17 protein-coding genes are annotated in these 21246 nt (G+C 42.1%); 4 read left to right on the forward strand and 13 right to left on the reverse strand.

The window, feature by feature from the left end; genetic code table 11:
• Nucleotides 1-71: 71 nt before the first annotated feature.
• A complete protein-coding gene (ubiK, locus tag L1272_RS12460) occupies nt 72-335 on the forward strand; it encodes a ubiquinone biosynthesis accessory factor UbiK (RefSeq protein WP_054561163.1) in 264 nt (87 codons plus the stop codon).
• A 50-nt stretch (nt 336-385) separates the two neighbouring features.
• On the opposite strand, the gene can is transcribed toward ubiK, so the two are convergent.
• From can to ilvG, 7 genes are all read right to left on the reverse strand, one after another.
• Nucleotides 386-1048, reverse strand: coding sequence for a carbonate dehydratase (gene can, locus L1272_RS12465; protein WP_054554114.1), 663 nt, complete (start codon nt 1046-1048; stop codon nt 386-388).
• Nucleotides 1049-1066: 18 nt separating this feature from the next.
• On the reverse strand, nt 1067-2245 hold the full coding sequence (locus L1272_RS12470) for a methyltransferase (protein WP_054554113.1): 1179 nt from the start codon (nt 2243-2245) through the stop codon (nt 1067-1069).
• 50 nt (nt 2246-2295) lie between these two features.
• A complete protein-coding gene (locus L1272_RS12475; RefSeq protein ID WP_228482690.1) occupies nt 2296-3291 on the reverse strand; it encodes an ABC transporter substrate-binding protein in 996 nt (331 codons plus the stop codon).
• 141 nt (nt 3292-3432) lie between these two features.
• Entirely contained in the window at nt 3433-4983 is a 1551-nt protein-coding gene (gene ilvA / locus L1272_RS12480; RefSeq protein WP_235373549.1) for a threonine ammonia-lyase, biosynthetic, read from the reverse strand.
• Between the two features lie 2 nt (nt 4984-4985).
• Nucleotides 4986-6842 (reverse strand): dihydroxy-acid dehydratase, encoded by a 1857-nt coding sequence (gene ilvD / locus L1272_RS12485; protein ID WP_054554111.1) that lies wholly within the window; start codon nt 6840-6842, stop codon nt 4986-4988.
• A 104-nt stretch (nt 6843-6946) separates the two neighbouring features.
• Entirely contained in the window at nt 6947-7192 is a 246-nt protein-coding gene (gene ilvM, locus L1272_RS12490; RefSeq protein ID WP_235373550.1) for an acetolactate synthase 2 small subunit, read from the reverse strand.
• Nucleotides 7189-8838 carry an acetolactate synthase 2 catalytic subunit gene (gene ilvG, locus L1272_RS12495; RefSeq protein ID WP_054554109.1) on the reverse strand — a complete coding sequence of 550 codons (1650 nt, stop codon included), beginning with the start codon at nt 8836-8838 and terminating at the stop codon, nt 7189-7191. Before ilvG ends, ilvM begins: the two co-directional genes overlap by 4 nt.
• Before the next feature lie 537 nt (nt 8839-9375).
• Here ilvG and L1272_RS12500 point away from each other — a divergent pair.
• Nucleotides 9376-10254 carry a TraB/GumN family protein gene (locus tag L1272_RS12500; RefSeq protein WP_138619838.1) on the forward strand — a complete coding sequence of 293 codons (879 nt, stop codon included), beginning with the start codon at nt 9376-9378 and terminating at the stop codon, nt 10252-10254.
• Here the strand turns inward: L1272_RS12500 and modF are convergent.
• Nucleotides 10241-11737 carry a molybdate ABC transporter ATP-binding protein ModF gene (gene modF / locus L1272_RS12505; protein WP_235373551.1) on the reverse strand — a complete coding sequence of 499 codons (1497 nt, stop codon included), beginning with the start codon at nt 11735-11737 and terminating at the stop codon, nt 10241-10243. The two genes, L1272_RS12500 and modF, sit on opposite strands and share 14 nt — an antisense overlap.
• A gap of 129 nt (nt 11738-11866) precedes the next feature.
• On the opposite strand from modF, the gene L1272_RS12510 reads away from it, so the two are divergent.
• Entirely contained in the window at nt 11867-12490 is a 624-nt protein-coding gene (locus L1272_RS12510) for a hypothetical protein (protein ID WP_235373552.1), read from the forward strand.
• A 13-nt stretch (nt 12491-12503) separates the two neighbouring features.
• Here the strand turns inward: L1272_RS12510 and L1272_RS12515 are convergent, their stop codons facing one another.
• From L1272_RS12515 to L1272_RS12535, 5 genes are all read right to left on the reverse strand, one after another.
• Nucleotides 12504-14255, reverse strand: coding sequence for a hybrid sensor histidine kinase/response regulator (locus L1272_RS12515; RefSeq protein ID WP_235373553.1), 1752 nt, complete (start codon nt 14253-14255; stop codon nt 12504-12506).
• A gap of 98 nt (nt 14256-14353) precedes the next feature.
• Entirely contained in the window at nt 14354-16690 is a 2337-nt protein-coding gene (locus L1272_RS12520; protein WP_235373554.1) for a fatty acid cis/trans isomerase, read from the reverse strand.
• The gene (locus L1272_RS12525; RefSeq protein ID WP_054554103.1) at nt 16687-17067 is read right to left on the reverse strand and encodes a hypothetical protein; all 381 of its coding nucleotides are present in this window, start codon (nt 17065-17067) and stop codon (nt 16687-16689) included. The genes L1272_RS12520 and L1272_RS12525 overlap by 4 nt, the downstream gene beginning before the upstream one ends.
• A 138-nt stretch (nt 17068-17205) precedes the next feature.
• Complete coding sequence (locus L1272_RS12530; protein WP_054554102.1) at nt 17206-17871, reverse strand: SDR family oxidoreductase; 666 nt, start codon at nt 17869-17871, stop codon at nt 17206-17208.
• Between the two features lie 113 nt (nt 17872-17984).
• Nucleotides 17985-18779 (reverse strand): VOC family protein, encoded by a 795-nt coding sequence (locus tag L1272_RS12535; protein ID WP_138601202.1) that lies wholly within the window; start codon nt 18777-18779, stop codon nt 17985-17987.
• A gap of 231 nt (nt 18780-19010) precedes the next feature.
• Here L1272_RS12535 and L1272_RS12540 point away from each other — a divergent pair, with 231 nt between their 5' ends.
• Entirely contained in the window at nt 19011-21077 is a 2067-nt protein-coding gene (locus L1272_RS12540) for a TonB-dependent receptor (RefSeq protein ID WP_166339642.1), read from the forward strand.
• Nucleotides 21078-21246 lie beyond the last annotated feature (169 nt).

Below are 21246 nucleotides of genomic sequence, written 5' to 3' on the forward strand. Positions count from 1 at the left end.
TTACCGTAATCACTACACTACGCCTAGCCAATAAGGTAAGATTGTTTTTTTACGTGACTCAAGGGACGAAGATGATCAACCCAGCAAAACTTGAAGAAATCGCTAAGCAAATTACTGACAACATGCCGCAAGGCGTGAAAAACCTTGCCGAAACAGTTGAAGGCAAAACAAAGCAAGCTATTCAAAACAAACTTGCTGAGATGGACTTTGTAAGCCGTGATGAGTTTGATATTCAAAGCCAAGTACTTATTCGTACTCGTGAAAAACTCACTGAGCTTGAAGAGAAAGTTGCATTACTCGAGCAGCAACTTGCTAGCAAACAAGACGAACAATAAAAAAGGAGAGCGAATTAGCTCTCCTTTTTTGTACCTAACTAGTTTAGGTTTTAGCTTTTTTCTGCCACGCGTTCGAATACACGCTTAACGGCGATACCGTAGGTATCACTAGCTTCTTCAGCACAGGTCACAACCGACTCAAGATCATTAAGGTGACCATTCGCTAAGCCATACACCCAACCATGAATTGTTAAATCTTGGCCTTTCGCCCAAGCATCTTGCACAATGTTAGTACGGCACACGTTACGTACTTGTTCGATAACGTTTAGTTCAATTAAGCTATTTAAACGCTCTTGCTCAGGTAATGCATTGAGTTGTTCGATGTGTTTTTCTTTTACATCACCTACATGGCGTAGCCAGTTATCAATTAAGCCAAAACGCGCTTCGTTTAATACTGCTTGAACACCACCACAGCCATAGTGACCAACGACCATGATGTGCTTCACTTTCAGCACTTCAACAGCGTATTGCATTACCGAAAGACAGTTATGGTCAGTATGCACAACGACATTTGCTACGTTACGGTGAACAAATAGCTCACCCGGTAATAAGTCTACAATTTCGTTTGCAGGTACACGCGAGTCAGAACAACCGATCCACAAATACTCTGGATTTTGCTGCATTGATAGAATTTTAAAAAACTCAGGATCATTTTCACTCGTACGCGCTGCCCAACGTCTATTATTTTCGAATAAATTTTTTAACTTTCTCATTGCGCCTCTTTACGGTTTTTAATAATTAGCTTGGATCAAGATATTCCTTGGTGTCAGCTGCTTTTCGCAAAACGTACTAACTGTTACTTGATACCCTTGTTGTTGCAAATATAAAGCACGATCGAGCACGAGCCAAACTTCAATTGCCCTTCTGAACACATGTCGGACGAGTTCAACTCGCTCGGTGACCCTTTTGCGCTTTTTACCTATCTCTAAAAACTTATTGTAATCAATACCTTCAGGTAAATGTAATGATTTTTTCTCAGCAGCCCATAAACAAAATGAGTTAAACGAATCAGAGAAGATCGCTTTGTTCACTGATGGCACACTCACATAGTGCATTTCACCGGTCAGTGATTTACGTAACGCATCAAATCCAAGACGCCATTCAACCTCTGTTTTTCTGACCTTATCAACTCGGCTCGGTGCGGTTACCGTTTCTTGCAGCGCCAGTTTTAAATCGCGATGAGTAAGCGCAAGTTGGCTTTTTTTTACGGGCTCGCTCATTGCTTGATAAGCGTTATCAGTGAATAAATGATAACAGCACGGTGAAAAACTAATTTGCTGGGTTTTCGCTTTACTTGCTTGCTGCATAAATGTTTGATGCAAACGACCACAGGCATGCAATGCAACTGCATGCTGCTGGCTTTCAAAAAAGCCATCTGTGTCATCGGTTAATACATCAGCCTGTGAAAACTGCATCGCCAATTGCTGTTGCTTAGCACTGTGTTGACCTTGATCGCACAAGTGTTGTTGTAGCTCAATGCTATGGACACGTGGTGCCCCATTAAATGCCAACATACGACCTAAATGCCCTTTACCTGCACACCATTCTAAAACAGGCTGGTTTAATGACTGCTGACTAATGGCCGCGACAAAGTCTTGTAGTTGTTCAAACTTACGGCCCTTAATGCCATTACTTATCCAAAATGGAAATTCATTACGGGCAGCACTTATAGCAGGCAAATTACACAACTCAGCCAACTGGTCGATACCCTCTATTGCCTCAGTAAAATAACGATATAAAGCTTGCTGATCGGCATCAAGTTCACTCACTTGTTGGTCATCAAGCGCCCATAATAAGTTGGCTAATTCAGGCCAAGGAAGATCATCAAAATCAAATGCGGTACATTGCCAGTATTGGCGGGTTGAAAATAGCAGTGCATCTAAAGCTGCAAAGTGCTCGGCAAGTGTCATAACTACTTAGCGACAAGAAATAAAGAGCAGTATAACAGCTTTTAGCTTATTTAACGTCGGTTACTGCTGATCAAGCGACTGTACAATGGCACACACGCAATACTTAAAATGATGGCGAGGATCAACATCCACGACAGCTCAATAGCTTCAGCTTGCTGCTGATCATACATAAAGCCATCAAAAGCCTGATCAAAATCAGCTTGCTCGATGCCATATAGATCTGCAATTAAACGCCATTTTGCCATCGACATATTGCCTAACTTAATCCCTGGAGGTTGAATATAGCTTGCCAAAACATGTGCTTCATAAGCCAGCTCCTGTACGCTTTTATGTTTAGCATAGTGCTGCTTGGTCACATCGATGCTTTCTTCTAAGTGCAATAAAGCATATCGCCACCCTTTTAGGCTCGCGCGGTAAAAACGCTCTACAACCTCTGGCTTCTTCGCTAAAAACTGCTCAGAGGTATATAAAATATCACCATACACATTCAAGCCGAACTTTTGCGGGCAAATGAGTCGATAGCCAACCCCTCTAAGAGTCATGCTGTAAGGCTCATTGGTGACATACACTTGCACCGCATCTAAATCACCGGCAAGCCACTCTTTAACGCCGCCTTCATGGCTAGCTGCCATCAAGCTTTCTTGGCTCAATCCAGCACGCTGTAACATGACCAAGAGTTCTGCATTTTCTAGTGAGCTAACTTTGCTGAGTTTCTTTCCAACAAAGTCTCTGGGCTGAAAAATATCGGAGTTATTCTTTACCATCCAGCAGTAAGGCGAAAACTGCAGAATGGCTCCAAGGGCAACAACCGATGCGCCTTGCTGGCGTTTTTGTAATATGCCTGAGTGAGTAATGGCAAAGTCGGCTTGGCCGTTTAACACTTTAGGAAAGGTATCAGGGTCATTTGGGTCGGCAGGTATAATAGCAACATTAAGGCCCGCTTCCTTGTAAAAGCCTTTTTCTGCAGCCATATAATAACCTGCAAATTGAAACTGGTGAGTCCATTTTAATTGTAAGCTAACGTTATCAACGCTCTGTGCGCTCATAGAGAGCATTAGACAGATTAACCCTAGTAGACTTTTCATTCCTTGCACGCATCATCCTTGATTGAGAACCGTGCAATAACTATAGGAAAAATAGACAAAAAAACAAGGCTACTAATTAGCAGCCTTGATTATATTAAGCTACTAATTAGCCACTTTCACTGCGCTCAACTCCTGACCTTGGCTGGTTAGGAACTGGGTGAAACATGGATTGTTCGTTTCATCTTGAACGTTGTATCCCAAACGGTTCAAATGCTCATTGAATACCTCATAATCACTCGGTTCAATAGCAAAGGCCGCCAGCACATTACCAATCGCTCCACCATGATTACGATAATGGAATAAAGTGATATTCCAATTACTACCAAGGGTATCTAAGAATCGTGCCAGTGCACCTGGGTATTCAGGAAACTCAAAGCGTAATAAACGCTCATGAAGTTGAGCTGGCGCTTTACCACCCACCATATAACGAACATGCAATTTAGCCAGCTCGTTATCTGATAGATCGCAAAACGTGTAGTCGTTTTCTGTCAGTGCCGCTTTTAACTCTTCAAGCTCTTGCTGCCCTTGCCTTAATGCAATACCAACAAAAATTTGTGCTTCGCCGGGGCCTGCATAACGGTAATTAAACTCGGTGATAGCTCTGCCACCTAATGAGTTACAAAACTGCTTAAAGCTACCCTTTTCTTCTTTTATGGTCACGGCAAGCAGTGCTTCGTTCTTTTCACCGAGAGCCGTTCGCTCTGCAACATAACGTAAGCGGTCAAAGTTTAAGTTTGCACCCGATAAAATCGCAGCTACATTTAAGCCTTTAACACCATTTTGTTGGCACCATTTTTTCAGCCCTGCTGTTGATAGCGCCCCTGAAGGTTCTGCTATCGCACGAGTCGAAACAAAGATATCTTGCATTGCGGCGCAGATTTCATCGCCCGTTACAGTGACCACTTCATCACAAAACTTTTGCGCTAAACGAAATGTTTCTGTGCCGATGACTTTTACGGCTACACCATCTGCAAAGCTGCCAACACGGTCAAGCTCAACGGGCTTGCCCGCTTCAAGCGCTGCTTTTAGGCAAGCACTCTCGTCAGCTTCAACACCAATGACTTTGATATCAGGACGTAACGACTTAATGTACACCGCCATGCCTGCAAGTAAACCACCACCGCCAACAGGAATAAAAACAGCATCGAGGTCGTTCAATTGCTGCATTAATTCACGGGCAACGGTACCTTGGCCAACAATCACATCAGGATCATCAAACGGTGGCACAAACACCCCGTTACGCTGCTCTGTCAGTTCTAAAGCATGGGCTTTTGCCGCATCAAAATGATGGCCGTGTAATACCACTTCACCACCGAGTGAACGTACTGCATTCACTTTAATTTCTGGTGTTGTAACTGGCATCACAATCGTTGCGTTATGCCCTAAAAATGAGGCACTGAGTGCAACCCCTTGCGCATGGTTACCCGCTGAGGCTGTGATCACATCAGACCCTTTTGGCAACTTGCTCAGTTTATGAAATGCACCACGAAGCTTAAATGAATAAACCGGTTGTTGGTCTTCACGCTTTAACCACACATGGTTGCCTAACCGAGCACTAAGATCAGCCATTTCGCTGACCTCAGTGACTTTTGCAAGCGGCTCCATGTTCGCTTGGATGATAGCGCGAAAATAATCGAGCTCTTGAGAAACCATAATTAACTAAGCTCCTCAAGTTTTGCTAAATCGCGAACAGCTCCTTTGTCTGCACTGGTTGCAAGTAATGCATAGGCTTTAAGTGCAGATGAAACATAGCGGTCACGATCAAGTGGTTTATAAGCATCTTTACCGCGTGCTAGTTGCTTTTGTTTACGCGCTTCAAGCTCTTCATCAGACAACGCCAAAGTGATTTCACGGGTTGCGATATCAATTACTATTTTATCGCCATTTTCAACATAAGCGATTGCACCACCGCTTGCTGCTTCTGGTGAAACGTGACCAATTGATAAACCTGATGTACCACCCGAGAAACGACCATCGGTGATAAGCGCACACTTTTCACCTAAGCCCATTGATTTTAAGTAACTCGTTGGATACAGCATTTCTTGCATGCCTGGGCCGCCTTTTGGCCCTTCGTAACGAATTACAACAACATCGCCTGCTTTTACTTCACCATTAAGGATGCCTTCAACCGAATCATCTTGTGATTCGTATACAACAGCAGGGCCTTCAAAGTGCAGCATTTCTTCAACTACGCCAGCACTTTTAACAATACAGCCATCAAGGGCTAAGTTACCTGAAAGTACAGCTAGGCCACCATCTTGACGAAAGGCATTTTCAACACTGCGGATACAGCCGTTTTCACGGTCATTATCAAGTTCTGGCCAGCGACATTCTTGGCTCATTGCTTTTGTAGTACGGATACCGGCTGGGCCTGCTTTATAGAATTTTTGCGCTACTTCATTATTCGGATCGGTGGCATCCCATTTAGCCACCATTTCAGCCATACTGTGGCCTGCAACGTGATCAACAGATAAATCAACAAGGCCTGCTTTACCTAACTCACGGATAATTGCCATCATGCCACCAGCGCGGTGCACATCTTCAATGTGATATTTATTGGTTGCGGGTGCCACTTTACAAAGGAAAGGAGTTTTACGGGAAAGCTCATCGATGTGCGACATGTCAAAATCGACACCCGCTTCTTGCGCGGCAGCTAATAAGTGTAAAACCGTATTTGATGAACCACCCATAGCAATATCAACTACCATTGCATTCATAAAGGCAGTGCGATTAGCAATCGCACGTGGTAATACTGCTGCATTATCTTTTTGATAATACTCACGGCATAAATCAACAATGCGCGCACCTGCTTCAACGTAAAGTTGTTTACGGTCTTTATGCGTAGCAAGTGTGGTACCGTTACCCGGCAGCGCTAAACCAATCGCTTCTAATAAGCAGTTCATTGAGTTGGCAGTAAACATACCCGAACACGAACCACAAGTAGGACACGCAGAACGCTCGACTTTTTCAGAGTCTTCATCGCTTACTGTGGTATCAGCGCCTTTCACCATGGCATCCACTAAATCAAGTTTAATGTCGATATCAGCAAGGCGTGTTTTACCCGCTTCCATTGGACCACCTGATACGAAAATAACCGGAATATTTAAACGCAGTGCAGCTAGCATCATCCCTGGGGTGATTTTGTCGCAGTTAGAAATACAGATCATGGCATCAGCACAGTGTGCATTAACCATGTATTCCACTGAGTCAGCAATTAAGTCACGCGATGGTAGTGAATACAGCATGCCGCCGTGACCCATTGCGATACCATCGTCGATTGCAATAGTATTAAATTCTTTTGGTACACCACCGGCTTCGGTGATGGTTTCAGCCATCAGCTCACTAAGTTGGTTAAGGTGAACATGACCCGGTACAAACTGAGTATATGAGTTAACAACAGCGATAATTGGCTTACCGAAGTCTTTATCTGTCATCCCTGTTGCACGCCACAAAGCACGCGCCCCTGCACGTTTGCGACCTTCTGTTGTTGTTGCACTTCTTAATTTAGCCATAATTACCTCAGTTGTTGCAGTGGCATGCCACTGACTTCCTCATTCCTAATTTATTTCTCACTCAAGCATCACTCTGACTGCTCTAGTTACCTGTTGATTTTTTACTAGATTGCTTGTTGTTGAAATTGGTTTTCAACATTAACTTGTTTAACATCAACCAATTTATTCAATTGTGATGTTAGTAGATAAATTGGCTTATCGCTGTCTACCGTCATAGTGACGTGAAACGCTTCATCAGCCATTTCTAAATTCATGGTTGTTAGGTCAAAGCCGCGATGACGTGCAACGCGTAAAAAGCGCTCTACAGCGACACTTTGATTCTTTAGTGCAATCGTTAGGGTGTGTTTCATTTTACTGTCTCCGTCATCATTTCATCATTAGCTGCACCCGGTGGTACAAGCGGCCATACATTTTCTTTATCATCAATACAGGCATGCAGAATGTATGGACCTTCACTATTAACTAACGCATCAACCGCAGCATCGACTTCATCTGCTTTAGTGATGGTTTGACCTGGAATGCCAAACACCGCTGCTAACTGCACGAAATCAGGATTATCTGAAAGGTTTGTTTCAGAATAACGACCTTCAAAAAATAGCTGCTGCCATTGACGTACCATGCCTAAGCGCTGGTTATCTAAGATTAGAATTTTAACTGGCAGATTGTTACGGCGAATTGTAGCCAGTTCTTGAATGTTCATCATGATTGAGCCATCACCCGACACCGTGATCACAAAATCATTTGGACGAGCAACCTGGGCGCCGATAGCGGCCGGTAAACCAAAGCCCATGGTACCTGCACCACCACTACTTAAATGATTGCTTGGGTGGCTAAACTTCATGTGCTGCGCCACCCACATTTGGTGCTGACCCACATCACAGCACACAACACCCGTTGCTGGCATTTTTTGGCTTAGTTGGTTTAATAAATATGGGGCAAATACTTTCTCGCCTGGATAGTCATAACGCCATGCATGCTCTTTCATCATGCTTTCGATATGCGTTAACCATTCATCAGGCGTTACAAAACAATCAAGTTGCGGTAATGACGTTTTTAAATCTGCGACTAATGACGCTTTTGCAGGCTTACGCTTACCAACCTCTGCTGCGTCGATATCAAGGTGTATCACTTTTGCTTTTGCGGCAAACTTGCTTAAATTGCCAGTAACACGGTCGTCAAAACGGGCACCGATACAAACCAAAACATCACACTCTTGCACTGCTAAGTTAGCTGCTTTACCGCCATGCATACCTAGCATACCCAAATCATATTCATAATCAGGTAATACACTGCCTAACGCTTTCAACGTTGATACCGCAGGCATATGTGTTTTTTCTAAAAACTGCATAAGCTCATTTTGTGCATCAGCAGCTTGTACACCACCACCGATATACGCCACAGGGCGCTGTGCTTCACTTAAGATTTGATTAGCTATTGCAACTTGGTTCGGGTCTAATTTTGGTAAATGATCTTCGGCGGCTAACCAAGGGTGGAATGGCACTTGTGCCATTTGGATGTCTTTCGGGATATCAACTAACACAGGACCTGGGCGGCCGCTTTGCGCTAAGTGGATGGCTTCTTGTAGGATTTCGGCTAAATCTTCTGCTCTTTCAACCATGTAACTATGTTTAGTACATGATAACGACATACCTAACACGTCCACTTCCTGAAAGGCGTCGGAGCCTATTGCGGCGGTAGGTACTTGCCCTGTGATGGCAAGTAACGGCACTGAATCCATCATTGCATCAGCAAGAGCGGTTATTAAGTTGGTTGCACCAGGGCCTGATGTTGCAAAACACACACCTAACTTACCTGTGCTGCGGGCAAACCCCACTGCTGCAAAACCCGCTCCTTGTTCATGACGCGTCAAATAATGTTTGACTGGCGCACCGTACAAGGCGTCGTAAATAGGCATGATGGCACCGCCTGGGTAACCAAAAACATCCTTAACGCCATGTTTGGCTAATAAATCGATTGTTAACTCTGCGCCTGTCATCGTAAATCCTCATTCCTCAGTGACATTGTGTATTTGCTGCGACTCAAACCTTAAAACAAAAAAGCCCCCCGGACTGTTAAGTGCGGGGGGCTTTTTAAATGCTTCACTTTTCTCTAAGCACTAACTAGCCCCCGCGGTAATAATAATCACCACGACGTTAATTAGAATTAGAGAAAGTTTGTTTGTAAGCATTTATCTGTAACCAAATTCTGTTCATTTGTAGCGGAAATCTAGCCATCCCGCTGTCTTTTTCTATTAGTACCGCGCTGGGGGCGTTAAGTCAACATAAAATTCAATTCAAAAAATAAGCAAAAAAACGACTTTATAGAAATAAATATCTAAACTTTACCATTAATAAGATTTATTTTTCGCCATTTGCTAAATATTGAAATTTCATACCTCTTTATCTGCCATTCTATGATTGATTAATTTTTGGCAATTAAATGTAATTTTTTCTGCTTAAAGCCGATTTAATTTAACGCCTCTTTAAAAAATTAGTTTAGTATTGAAAATAACCACGTAATGAAAAGGAAAGTTATGAAATTCGTCCAACGTATAAATGCCCTGTTTTTTATGGTGCTACTGCTTGGTTTTAGCCAACATGCACTTGCCGAGCCGGGATTATGGAAAGTAGAAAAAAACGGCGTTGCCTCATATTTATTTGGTACCGTACATGTTGGCGATGACAGCATGAAAGGCTTACCGAGCAAGGTAAAAAAAGCACTCGATAACTCAGATAAAGTCATTGTTGAGGTGGATATCAGCGCTATTTCACCGATGGAAATGCAGCGTCGCTCATTACCATTTATGATGCTGAAAAATGGCAAAACCTTACAATCAGAATTATCACCAGAAAACTATGCAAAACTGCAAAAGTACTTTGCGGATAAATCAATTGATATTGCGATGTTTAAGAACTTAGCACCGTGGGCGGTGATGGTCACCATGATGCAAATGGAGTTCCAAAGCGTTGGTTTTTCAGATCAATACGGCATAGACAAGCAAGTACTTGCTTATGCTCAAGAACATAAAATTTCTGTTGGTGAGCTAGAAACTCTTGAACGACAAATGGAAATGTTTGAGCACTTAGCAATCATGAATGACAAAATGATCGAAGAAACGTTCGACCAACTTGCAGATGTAGACACCTACTTTTTTGGCCTGATCAAGGCTTGGAAATCAGGTGACATGAAAACACTTACACAGTTTTATAACGAAAGCTTTGATGACTCTCAGTATGGCCAGCTAAGCGAGCAAGTGATGTTGATAGACCGTAACAACGATTGGGTTAATCAACTATCTACTCGCATCGGTAAAGAAAAGCTGTTCATTGCAGTGGGCGCTTTGCACTTACCAGAGCAACACGGCTTATTGAAGCAATTAACAGATAAGGGTTTTACCGTTACCCGTATTTAAATGATTTCAATCGTTTAAAAAGCGCCTTATGGCGCTTTTTTGTGAAATAAGCCATCTCTAAATAATTGTTGATACCGACTATTTTGTCACTCGCGTGGTGATTAACATACACCACGGTGCTGGTGCCTGCAGCACAGATTTTTTCTATTAGTAATAACACGCGCTGCCTATTCGCTTCATCAAGACCTAAGCAAGGCTCATCAAGAATCAATAAGTTAGGGTGTTTAACCATAGCCCGAGCAATCAACAATAAGCGCTGATCACCAAAAGACAGTTGGCTAAATGAACTGCTTTGTTTATCACTTAAACCTAATAACGCTAACCACTTTTTGGCAATGGCAAGTTGCTTATCAGTGGCTTTTTGGTAAAGACCAATGCTGTCATAAAAGCCCGAAACAACCGTATTGAGTGCGGTGATACTCACTCGATAATCCATATGCAGCGCGTTAGAAATATAACCAATGTGCTGTTTAATTTGCCAAATACTCTCACCACTGCCGCGCTGGTAGCCAAACACCTTGATATCGTTGTTGTAACACTGCGGGTTATCACCCGTGATAAGGTTCAGCAAACAGGTTTTACCTGAACCATTTTTACCTGTTAACTGCCAATGTTCGCCTTGGTTAATTTGCCAGTTTAGTTTTTCAAATATAGCCTCGCCGCCATAACTGACTGATGCGTTGTTTAATCTTACCAGCATAGAGTCTGTGAGCGGAGGCGCTTGATGGTCAATATCTGCCTCAGGTATTTGTAGCTGAGTATGAGTAAGGTGCAATAGCTTAAGTAAATCATCGCGCTGCTCGGCTGTAGGCTTTGCTAATTGCTGAGCCACATGACCCTCTTTAACGTAGGCGTAATGATCCACAAAGTCAGGGATCTCAGTTAAGCGATTGAGCACAAAAATAAGGGTCGTTGTTTTACTAAGCTCAGTGAGTAGCTGATTAAGTTCAGCCATTGCCGTAACATCTAAACCATCAAAAGGCTCATCAAGCACAAGTAAATCTGGTCGACCGATTATGGCTTGAATCAACATTAGTTTGCGGGTTTCGCCGGTCGATAAATCGCGAAATGCTTTGCTAAGTTTGTCACTAAAATCAAATAGGCTTATTAGTTGCTGTAGCAAATCACTATCAAGCTGTTGCTCGTCTCGACCTGCAATAATCAGCTCATAAACTGTACTCGTAGCCGTAACACCCTCAATAATATCATCTTGATCTTTAGTTAACTCGGCCGCGAGGAGCTGCTTTTGGCTGTCTGGCGATACCAATGCTATACGCTCAAAGCTATTCTCATACTGGCCTTGCTCTATTTTCGCAAAACCAGCAATGGCAGCGGCCACAGCCGATTTACCCGACCCATTAGCGCCAAGTAAAACCCATTGCTGCAATGGCGATACATTGATATTGAGCTCATCTAAATAATAAACGTCATTGCCTTGGCCCTTCAGGCTGGCTCGAACATTAACCAACTGCACTTGTTGCACTTTGAATCCTCATTCTAAGTTACCGTTAGCTTGACGTTACCGCATTCGATAAAAAATTAAAAATCGTTTAAACCTTTTTTAAACACGGCTGCGACTAAGGTATAAAAGGTCATTAACAGGAATCAGACAATGAAAAAATTACTTTGTGTAGCAGCAATAGGCCTAGCACTTACAACAACATACGCAATGGCAAAAGACTCACGTGAGCTAAGTCATAACTTTACAGTGAATGGCGCAAGCCAGCTTGATATTGATTTTCCGGTGGGCAGCTTAGAAGTCGAAAGTTATGACGGCAGTGAAGTCGTGGTTACGGTTCGCATTGAACCAATAAATGACAATAGCTGGTTCAGCTCTGATGTTGATTTATCAAATATTGAATTAAGCCACTCGCAAAGTGCCAGCTCACTTAGCTTAAAATTAGATAACGATGACATTCAACAAAACTGGCATGTAAAAATGCCTAAATCAATGGCAATTGATGTTGAGCTAGGTGTAGGTGATATTGAGATTAACGACGCAAGTAATTCAGTTGAGATTGAACTTGGTGTGGGCGCAGTAAGAATTGATAGTGCGCTTGACGATTACAGACGCATCGAACTAGATACCGGTGTGGGCGACACCAAGATTCGCGGCTTGAAAAAAGAGGCTAACACCAGCCGCAAAGTCGTTAGCTCTCACTCAAGCTACCGAGGCAATGGGCTGCATGATATTGACGTTGAAGTAGGTGTTGGCGACATCAAAGTAACAAACTAATTTAACGCTTTGGTTATCCCTGTGAGCTCTCGGTAAATAAAATACTGAGAGCTTTTTGCACTGAATCTAGCGAGATCGGTTTGTATACATGTAGGTTAGCCCCAAGTTCATACACACGTTGTAAATCATCATTTGATGTATTGGCCGTCACCACCAAAATTGGCACCTGTTGCCCCTGCTCATTACGAATAATATCAATCGCTTTAAAGCCATCCATAACTGGCATATTCAAATCCATAAAGATTAAATCATACTGCTTATCTGACGCTTTATCTGTGGCGATTAAGCCATTTTCAGCGATATCAAAGCTGTAATTTAACTGCCCTAAAATACGACCTAATATAGTGGCATTCAACTGATTATCTTCCACAATTAAGCAGTGTAACTTATTGGGTAATAAAACCTCTGCGTCATCACCAGCGGCATTACTTATCTCTAAGCTAAGCACTACTTTAACACCTTGCGGTTGAGCACTTAAAAACTCAATATTCCCCTGCAAAGCTTTAACAATATGCACCACCCTCAACAAACCAGTTTTAAGGCCTTGAAAATGTTGCTCGCTATCATTTTCCAAGCTGAGTATATCGGTCGGTGGCTTTTCAAATCCTTTGCCGTTATCTTGCACTTCAATAATATAGTTTTGTTCGCCTTGGCTTCTTGCTGTGATCGCAATTCGACCTTGTTCAGCAGTAAACTTTACTGCATTGTTGATGAGTTCAGCCAAAACTTGCTGTAAACGAGCATGATCAGTAAGTACATCTTTGTTAAGAGATTCTGGAATATCGATACTAAGCAGAATATTCTTTTCGTCGCAAACATATTCAAATGGGATGATCGCGTGTTTTAGAGTCGACTTTAAATTTCCACGACTCGGGTTTAATTGCCAATTTCCTGTTGTGAGCTGTTGTAAATCAACAAGTTCATCTAACATTGCGACTAATCTATTCACACAATAAACAGCTTGTTTTTTAGTTGCGAGCTGTTGTTCATTGATATCAAGCGCTTCAATAGAGGCTGTAAGGCCTTGTATTGGTGTTCGAAATTCATGACTTGCGCGAGCTATAAAGCGCTCTTTATTTTTGCTTATTTGCTCCGCATATTCTTTTTGAGTTTGATACTTATTAATTGTTTTAGCGATTAATGATTCCATTGGCTTAAAGACAAAAAATAGTTCAATCAATAACAACAGCAAAGCCGTTAACCAAAAAATTAATTCAACTGTTGCAATAAATGTGACTTTTTTTACAGACTCTTGCTCAAGCAACTCAACAGCTACATCTAATTCATTTAATAAGACTTCAACTTGTTGAGTTTCGAAAACAGGCCCGTCAAAATCTGTGTAGTCGTCACGGCTATTTAATAGCTTCTGTGCTTTACTTACATAGCGCTTAACACGCGCATCAAGCTTATTTGGAGCAGCAAAGTAATGTGCCTCTAACTCCTGATTTAAATGACGAAACGTATTTGGACCATCGCGAGCAACCAAAAACTGGTGACCTGCAATAAACTGCTCAACGGTGTCTTGTAGCAGCTTGCGATGCTGTTGCTTTACAGGCAGAGACTTGTCATAAATTAATGCGTTACCATGCAAAGCAATCTTTTGAGAGAGCATTCGTTGCTTGCCGGCAATATTGATCACCTCGGCATCACCCTTTTGGATATACAACAAAGATTGAATCAAGGCCGCTGAAAAGGATATTAGAAGCGCTATCGCTAATAACCCCCAGCGATATCTTTTACGGATATCAATAACTAGGTTTAACATGCATTTCTCTGATCTTTTTTATTTTATTCTAGTCTAAATTAAGCAGTAAAGCCCACTATTAAGTGGGCTTTATCAACAAACAAAGCTGTACTTAAAGACTACCTATTTTCGAGGCGGTTATAATCAAATAACCCAAATTCGACACCTCGGTATTCTTTAGCTACACGATGCAAAATATCGCTGTATTGCCAAAACTGAGGATGCGTTCGACGAATAGCAAATTCGCTTTTCAGGTCTCTATATGCCGTCTCATCAGTCACTTTAGCAAGCCCAGCTGCAAATGCAGCAACCTGTTGTTCGTTATGTAGATACCAAATTGCTTCTGGGTAATCACCAATAAACCCCGGTACAATTGTTACAGTATCTTCGTCATAAGCTCGCTGCCCTTCTTCATTCAATAAACTCGAAATATTGTAATGAGCATTGTGATGAATAAGAGTATAGGCTTTGTGCTGTTCATCGCCCTCTTTGACTAACACAAACGAAATTTGCGGCAGTAGATTAATTGCTTTGACAGGCAAATCATTTATTTGTGCAAGCGGTTCTGGCACTTTGGTGTAGTCATAACGAGGACTCAAAATTGGTTTGAGCTTCTCTTTAAGCATGTTATACAGCTCAGACTGCTGATCTGCTGTTTTGAATTCAATGCCAGTAGGTTGACTAAATGACAGTTCATCTTCAAAGAAACTGGTTAAACTAGGTGGTGATTTACGATACCACTGAGCTTTAACTTCTTTACGTTTAGCTTCTGGTAATAACGCCAGATAATTTGCTTCGCCTTCTAAGCGTAAAAAGTCCATATACAAACGAGTTAAAAGCTGATGACCTATATTGCCGTACACATCAAACCCCGCCACCAGCAAGTAATGAATACGTTCAAATAAGGCATAATCGAGTATCCAAGCAGTCTTTGGTTGCTGGCCTATCCAACCTTTTACAACCGTTGCACTATCGAAATGACGGAACACCGTCAGCGCTGCATTTTGGTTATGACCTTCACCTTGCCAAAGTAAATCGGTGGTAAGGTGCTGACCGTTCTCAAACATCTTATTTGCCAGTGCAACTTTTGCTGATAAGTATTTGTTTTGGCGTTTTGAGTACTTTACCCAACTAGAAATCGGTAAAGCGTTACTTTCTTCTTCTGCAGGTAAAGCTAGCGCATCTTCATGTTGTAACAACATTTCACCGACTTTAGGTGTCGCCGCCATTTCAGGCTTAGCAAAACCAACCCAAAACTGATCGTTAATCACGTTTAACGCGATTTGACCACGACAAACAGGACCTTTAATAAAGCCCATGATTATAAGCTCTGCTTCATCAAGCATAAATTGATAACGCGAGTTTACTGGAATTGCTGCAAAAGCTTTAAACGGATTTGATGCTACTTCAGGCTTATAGCTTGGCAATTTATTTACTTGATAATCAGCTTCAATAAATTGCGAATGGATGCGGGCAAGTTTTTCATCATTTAATGCTAAAGGTAAATGTGTTTTAGCTAAAATAGTCGAGCGGTCATGCATTAAACGATAGTAAACTCGTTCAACTTTAGGGTCTTCATAAGGGCGACGCGTGCTAATATGCTTGATCTCTTCTCCCGGCGGAGTCGAAGAGCGAACTAGTTTAAAGTAGCTGTGTTTATCGCCATGCTCAGGGAAGTAAATATGCGCTAAATACCAGTGCTCATAAATATAGCGAGCAGCCAACTGATGCTTTAAACCATCTTGATTTAAAAATGCTTCCCAACGTTCGACTTGTTTGAGTACACCCTTTTCAGGAGGCTCGATATGAGCTAAATAACCGCCTTTTCGGAGCCACTTAGCAAGGTGCTGAAACTCTTCGCTTGAGATCCCCGGTAAACCATATGGCATACCACTGTGTGGATTATCTTTAGCAAATGAATCAAACTCATTCATTGTGGTGCATGTTTGTTCACGATCGAGTGAAAAATCAAACTCATCGCCTAAAATAGCTTGCTTAGGCAGAGGGCTGCTTTGCTTAAGCACCAAAGAGTTATAAAGCACGCTACCCGCTAGGTTCGCTTCTTCGGTTTGTACTCGCTCGTTAAGCACTGGCGTAAAGCCTTTTTCACGCCACTGAGCTGTGGTTGTCGCATCAAATAGTAAACGACTTGGCTCTTGTGCAAGCAAACGTGTGCCATCATAGACACGCTCTTTACTTAAACCTCGGTCAATTCCTTCCACAGAAGATAACTTAAGCTGACAAGGTGCATCATAACAGCCGTGACAAACCACACAACGAGTGTCAAGAATAGGTTTTACGTCACTTAAAAACTCGGCGCCTTCAAGTGTTGATGCAGCAACAACACGCTCTCTAGGTTGCTCTTCACCAAACAATTCATCGTAATGAGCAGCGCCTAAATATGCACAGCCACTTAAAAGAATAAGGCCGAATACGGTCGTGAGGGTTTTTCTCATCCTTCCTCCTCGATATCTTCAACGTCATCACCTAAATCGAAGGTTGGCATCATATCTACTTGCGGCGACACAAAAGTTTGATCATTGTCACAGCTAAGCATTGCGCTCAATAATGGCCCGCGAACTAAAGTTAACTGCGCGTCGTGCTCACTATTAATCAATACTTGATAATCATCATTTAACGCTTCAAGACGATATTCATTAATAGCAATAGCGACACTGCTATCAGCAGCTGGGTTTTGACAAAGCTGCGCGAGTAACTCTTCGCTTAACGTTACATGTAATAATAGATCTGGAGATTCAATATCGCGGCTATGAAGGTTTTCATCGAAATAAAAAAGAGGAAGGGTTAATTCGCTATTTTGCTCTAATTCCATGTGCTGTTCTCTACATCAAAATGACTTTTAATTGTACGAGTATAGCAAACTATAAGTTCAAAAATTAGCGAAACTTATCAGCAGTTAGCAGCTTTTTAGCTACTAACTAACCGAGTTATAAAAACAGTGAAAAAAGTATTACCAAGGTAGCGTTTCACCATTTGAATGCCAAAACCCACCTGTGTTGCTAAGGTTTAGTTCATCAATACGTTTGATGAGACGCTCTGCTGCAGTTTCAGGGCTGATATCGCCAGCAAAATTAACCATTTGCGTTTGTACAAAGCCTGGGTGAAATAAGCCAACAGCAATTTTTTTATCTTTTAACTCATAGGCTAAACTAACACTCGCAGCATTAAGGGCCGCCTTTGACATGCGATAACCAATGTAACCGCCCGAGCCGTTATCAGCAATTGAGCCCATGCGCGATGTAATCATCGCCACTTTAGCATCAATACCTAAACTTTGCTGTAATGCATGCGTAATACGAATAGGCGCGATACTGTTCACGCTAATTTGCTTTTCGATGGCAGCAAAGTCCATATCAGCGAATGTTTCGTTGTGAAAAATACCGGCGTTATTAACCAAAATATCAATTTTGTCGCCGTGTAAGTAATTGGCAAGTGTTGCAACATCATCGGCGTTAGATACATCAATGTCGCTAATAATTTTCACATCGAGTGCTTGAAGTTCTTCGCTTGGGGTGCGAACCACCGCGGTAACACGGTAACCTTTGGCTGAATATTGTTTACATAAATTAAGACCAATCCCTTTATTGGCCCCTGTAACCACCACATGCTTAGTCATCAATCTGCTCCTTAGTTGGGGGATTTATACCTAAACCACCTCAAGGTGCGAGTTTCTGCATCTTGATGAGGCTTAGGTGTATACTTTGGGACAGATTGGCAAAAACCAAGAGCTTAAGTTAATTCATCAATGGTTGACTTAAGAATAGAAAAAACGGCCCCTTGTGGGTCGGTAATCACACTAAAACGCCCAACATCTGGAATGTCTGTTGCTGGCACACAAATAGCGCCATTAAGCTGCGTTGCTTTGGCAACCGCCTGATCGCAATCTGCTACCGCAAAATACGGCATCCAATGCGGTGGAATATCATCTGGCCATTCATCGGTCATTTCGAGCATGCCTGCTATCGGTTGCTCATCAATAGTGAATAAGGTGTAGTCCATACCTTCCATGGGTTTCACCTCAAACTGCCATCCGAATAACTGACAATAAAAGTCGCGACTTTTTTGCATATCTTTCGACACAAGCTCAAACCAATAAGGTAGGTTAAGCTCTTGCACTCTTTTAGCCCCGATATGCTCACCCGCTTGCCACAAGGCAAATGTTGCGCCGCCAGGTTCTTGCAGCATCACCATTCGACCTGCCGTCATGACATCATGTGGTCCTGCCAAAACCGTTGCCCCCAATGATTTTGCCAGCTCAGTGCTTTGGTCAACATCATCAACAGCAATATATAATAACCAATGGGTTGGCATCTCACTCATACTTGCTGGCAGTTGATACATAGCGGCAATATCATCACCTTGCTTTTGCAGCATGGTGTAATACATGTCTTCACCTATTGGCTGATCATCAAAACCCCAGTCAAAAAGTTGCGTGTAAAATTGCTTTGCAGCTTGCCAGTCTTTTGCGCATAACTCGGCCCAACAGAAAGTACCCGCAGGGTGTTTTGTATTTATTTTTGTCATGGCTGTTCCTCCTTCATTAACGGTAATCAACAAGCGGCTTTTTTACCAATTATTTTTTAAATTAATTAAATAACCGTTTAGAAAAATTAAATAATCATTATCAGTCACTTACAGAAAAACCAAAGTAAACCAAGTTTTTATAGCCTTTACACAATATTGATTGCAGCAATAAACACATGTATAAATACGAACAATTTTTAATAACAATTATATAGCGATTTAACGATGTCAATGAAATTTGCGCTTCCTTTTTTACTTACTCCTATCGCTGCGTTAGCAAATCAGGCTCAAGATATTGAGCGTATTACTGTTTCTACAACGCGTAGTACTGCACCTGTTAGTACTGTACCTGCAACTATCAGCGTTATTACCAGTGAAGACATTGCTGAGCAACTTGCTCACACTCAAGATCTATCGCAAATTTTAGGTAATTTATTACCGAGCTTTTCACCAAGTCGTCAAAAAATGACCAGTGCAGGTGAAACACTACGTGGCCGTGAACCGCTATACATGATTGATGGTGTACCTCAGTCGAACCCGTTGCGTAATGGTTCTCGTGACGGCAATACAATTGATCCTGCCATGATCGAACGCATCGAAGTGATCAGTGGTGCTAATGCAATCCAAGGCATGGGCGCAAGCGGCGGTATTATTAATATCATCACAAAATCAGCAGGCGATTTTAATCACCAAATGAGCGCGGGGTTTAGCACTCCGACAGACGGTGGCAGCGACAGCCAAAGCTATAAAGCCAGCTACTTATTCAGCCAACAGCTAGATGATATTAGCTTTATTGGTGGTGTATCGGCTCGTAGTACAGGTATGTATCGCGATGGTAACGGAGACTTTGTTGGGTTAGATGGCACACAAGGTGATACGCAAGACTCAACCAGCCTAGACCTATTTTTAAAAGTTAAATATCAGCTTGATAATGAACAAAGTATTCAAGCGATGCTGAACCACTACAAAATTGAGGGTAATGGAGATTTTGTTGCTATTAATGGTGACCCAACAACAGGCCTTGCCACATCAGCTGAAAAAGGCGATATAGAAGGTGATGCACCACGCAACCGTGTAACAACTTTCACCCTTGATTACAACCACACTAATATCGCTGGCGGCAACCTTGCAGTTCAGTTATTCACGCAAGATTTTGCGGCAATGTATGGCGGCGGTACATTTGGTACTTTCCAAGATCCTGAATTTGGTGAAAACCTTTACGACCAATCTCAAAACAAGTCACAAAAGTTTGGAAGTCGCGTTACTTATAATAAAGATAACCTATTAAGCAGCCAGTTTGATATTGCGACCGGTATCGATTTACTTTCTGACGAAACATACCAAGAGCTTGCGCAAACAGGTCGTCATTGGGTGCCAAAAACCAAGTTTAATAACATCGCACCATTCGCTCAGCTACGTTATGACGGCTTAGAAGATTGGACTTTCAATGCCGGTGTTCGTTACGAGTACGGCAAATTAAAAGTAGATGACTTTACTACCCTAGCATCTTACAACAGCAGCTTTGTAGAAGGCGGTGAGCCAAGCTTTAACGAATTATTAGAGAACTTAGGTGTTGTCTACCAAGTGACTGATGACCTTCGTTTCTACGCAAGCTACAGCGAAGGCTTTAGCATGGCCGATGTGGGGCGTGTACTGCGTGGTATAAACCAAGCTGGCTTATCGGTTGAAAGTTTCTTAAACCTAGAACCTGTGATTTCTGATAACCGCGAATTAGGTTTTGAATATGCAAGCGATAGCTTCAATATTAAAGCCAGCTACTTTGAATCTGACTCAGACTTAGGCTCTCGTTTACAAGCTGATGCTGATGGTATTTACAGTGTAAAACGTGAACGCACTGAGATCTCAGGTTTTGAAGCCAATGCACAGTATTACCTAACTAACAGCACAACATTCGGTGCAAGTTACGCTGATACAGAAGGCCAATATGACGGTGATGGCGACAATAAAGTAGAGAGCGACTTAGGCGGCAGCAATATTTCACCGACACGGTTAAACCTTTACTGGCAGCAACAATGGCCAGCAAGTTTGTCTAGCCGCTTACAAGTTAATAAAGTGTTTGATCGCGACTTTAATACTGGTGAAGAATTTGACGGCTACACAACCGTTGATTTATCAGTGCAATATCAAAGTGCTGAGTATGGTGCATTTAGCCTAGGTATCGATAACCTGCTAGATAAGTACTACATCACTTATTATGGCCAAACAAACCCATCGGCAACTCGCTATTTTGCAGGCACTGGCCGAACTGTAAATCTAACTTGGAACTATGCATTTTAGATTTAAGCTAAAGTAATTAAACAACAAAAAAGGCACCAAGGTGTAATGCTGATCAGTTAAGAATATTTTTATGATCACTTGACTGATCTTTTCATAGCTTCAAAATCCGATATTAGAAATAATATCGGATTTTTTATGTCTCTAATTCAGCACTTCGATGATATGTCCT

Origin of the sequence: Pseudoalteromonas sp. PAST1 (genome assembly GCF_021532515.1) — a bacterium.
In the GTDB taxonomy this organism is placed as follows: domain Bacteria; phylum Pseudomonadota; class Gammaproteobacteria; order Enterobacterales; family Alteromonadaceae; genus Pseudoalteromonas; species Pseudoalteromonas simplex.

What these genes read in the sequence shown, in the direction of transcription:
- ubiK (WP_054561163.1), top strand. Translation starts at nt 72, where the DNA reads ATGATCAACCCAGCAAAACTTGAAGAAATCGCTAAGCAAATTACTGAC.
- can (WP_054554114.1), bottom strand. Translation starts at nt 1,048, where the DNA reads ATGAGAAAGTTAAAAAATTTATTCGAAAATAATAGACGTTGGGCAGCG.
- L1272_RS12470 (WP_054554113.1), bottom strand. Translation starts at nt 2,245, where the DNA reads ATGACACTTGCCGAGCACTTTGCAGCTTTAGATGCACTGCTATTTTCA.
- L1272_RS12475 (WP_228482690.1), bottom strand. Translation starts at nt 3,291, where the DNA reads ATGAGCGCACAGAGCGTTGATAACGTTAGCTTACAATTAAAATGGACT.
- ilvA (WP_235373549.1), bottom strand. Translation starts at nt 4,983, where the DNA reads ATGGTTTCTCAAGAGCTCGATTATTTTCGCGCTATCATCCAAGCGAAC.
- ilvD (WP_054554111.1), bottom strand. Translation starts at nt 6,842, where the DNA reads ATGGCTAAATTAAGAAGTGCAACAACAACAGAAGGTCGCAAACGTGCA.
- ilvM (WP_235373550.1), bottom strand. Translation starts at nt 7,192, where the DNA reads ATGAAACACACCCTAACGATTGCACTAAAGAATCAAAGTGTCGCTGTA.
- ilvG (WP_054554109.1), bottom strand. Translation starts at nt 8,838, where the DNA reads ATGACAGGCGCAGAGTTAACAATCGATTTATTAGCCAAACATGGCGTT.
- L1272_RS12500 (WP_138619838.1), top strand. Translation starts at nt 9,376, where the DNA reads ATGAAATTCGTCCAACGTATAAATGCCCTGTTTTTTATGGTGCTACTG.
- L1272_RS12510 (WP_235373552.1), top strand. Translation starts at nt 11,867, where the DNA reads ATGAAAAAATTACTTTGTGTAGCAGCAATAGGCCTAGCACTTACAACA.
- L1272_RS12515 (WP_235373553.1), bottom strand. Translation starts at nt 14,255, where the DNA reads ATGTTAAACCTAGTTATTGATATCCGTAAAAGATATCGCTGGGGGTTA.
- L1272_RS12520 (WP_235373554.1), bottom strand. Translation starts at nt 16,690, where the DNA reads ATGAGAAAAACCCTCACGACCGTATTCGGCCTTATTCTTTTAAGTGGC.
- L1272_RS12525 (WP_054554103.1), bottom strand. Translation starts at nt 17,067, where the DNA reads ATGGAATTAGAGCAAAATAGCGAATTAACCCTTCCTCTTTTTTATTTC.
- L1272_RS12530 (WP_054554102.1), bottom strand. Translation starts at nt 17,871, where the DNA reads ATGACTAAGCATGTGGTGGTTACAGGGGCCAATAAAGGGATTGGTCTT.
- L1272_RS12535 (WP_138601202.1), bottom strand. Translation starts at nt 18,779, where the DNA reads ATGACAAAAATAAATACAAAACACCCTGCGGGTACTTTCTGTTGGGCC.
- L1272_RS12540 (WP_166339642.1), top strand. Translation starts at nt 19,011, where the DNA reads ATGAAATTTGCGCTTCCTTTTTTACTTACTCCTATCGCTGCGTTAGCA.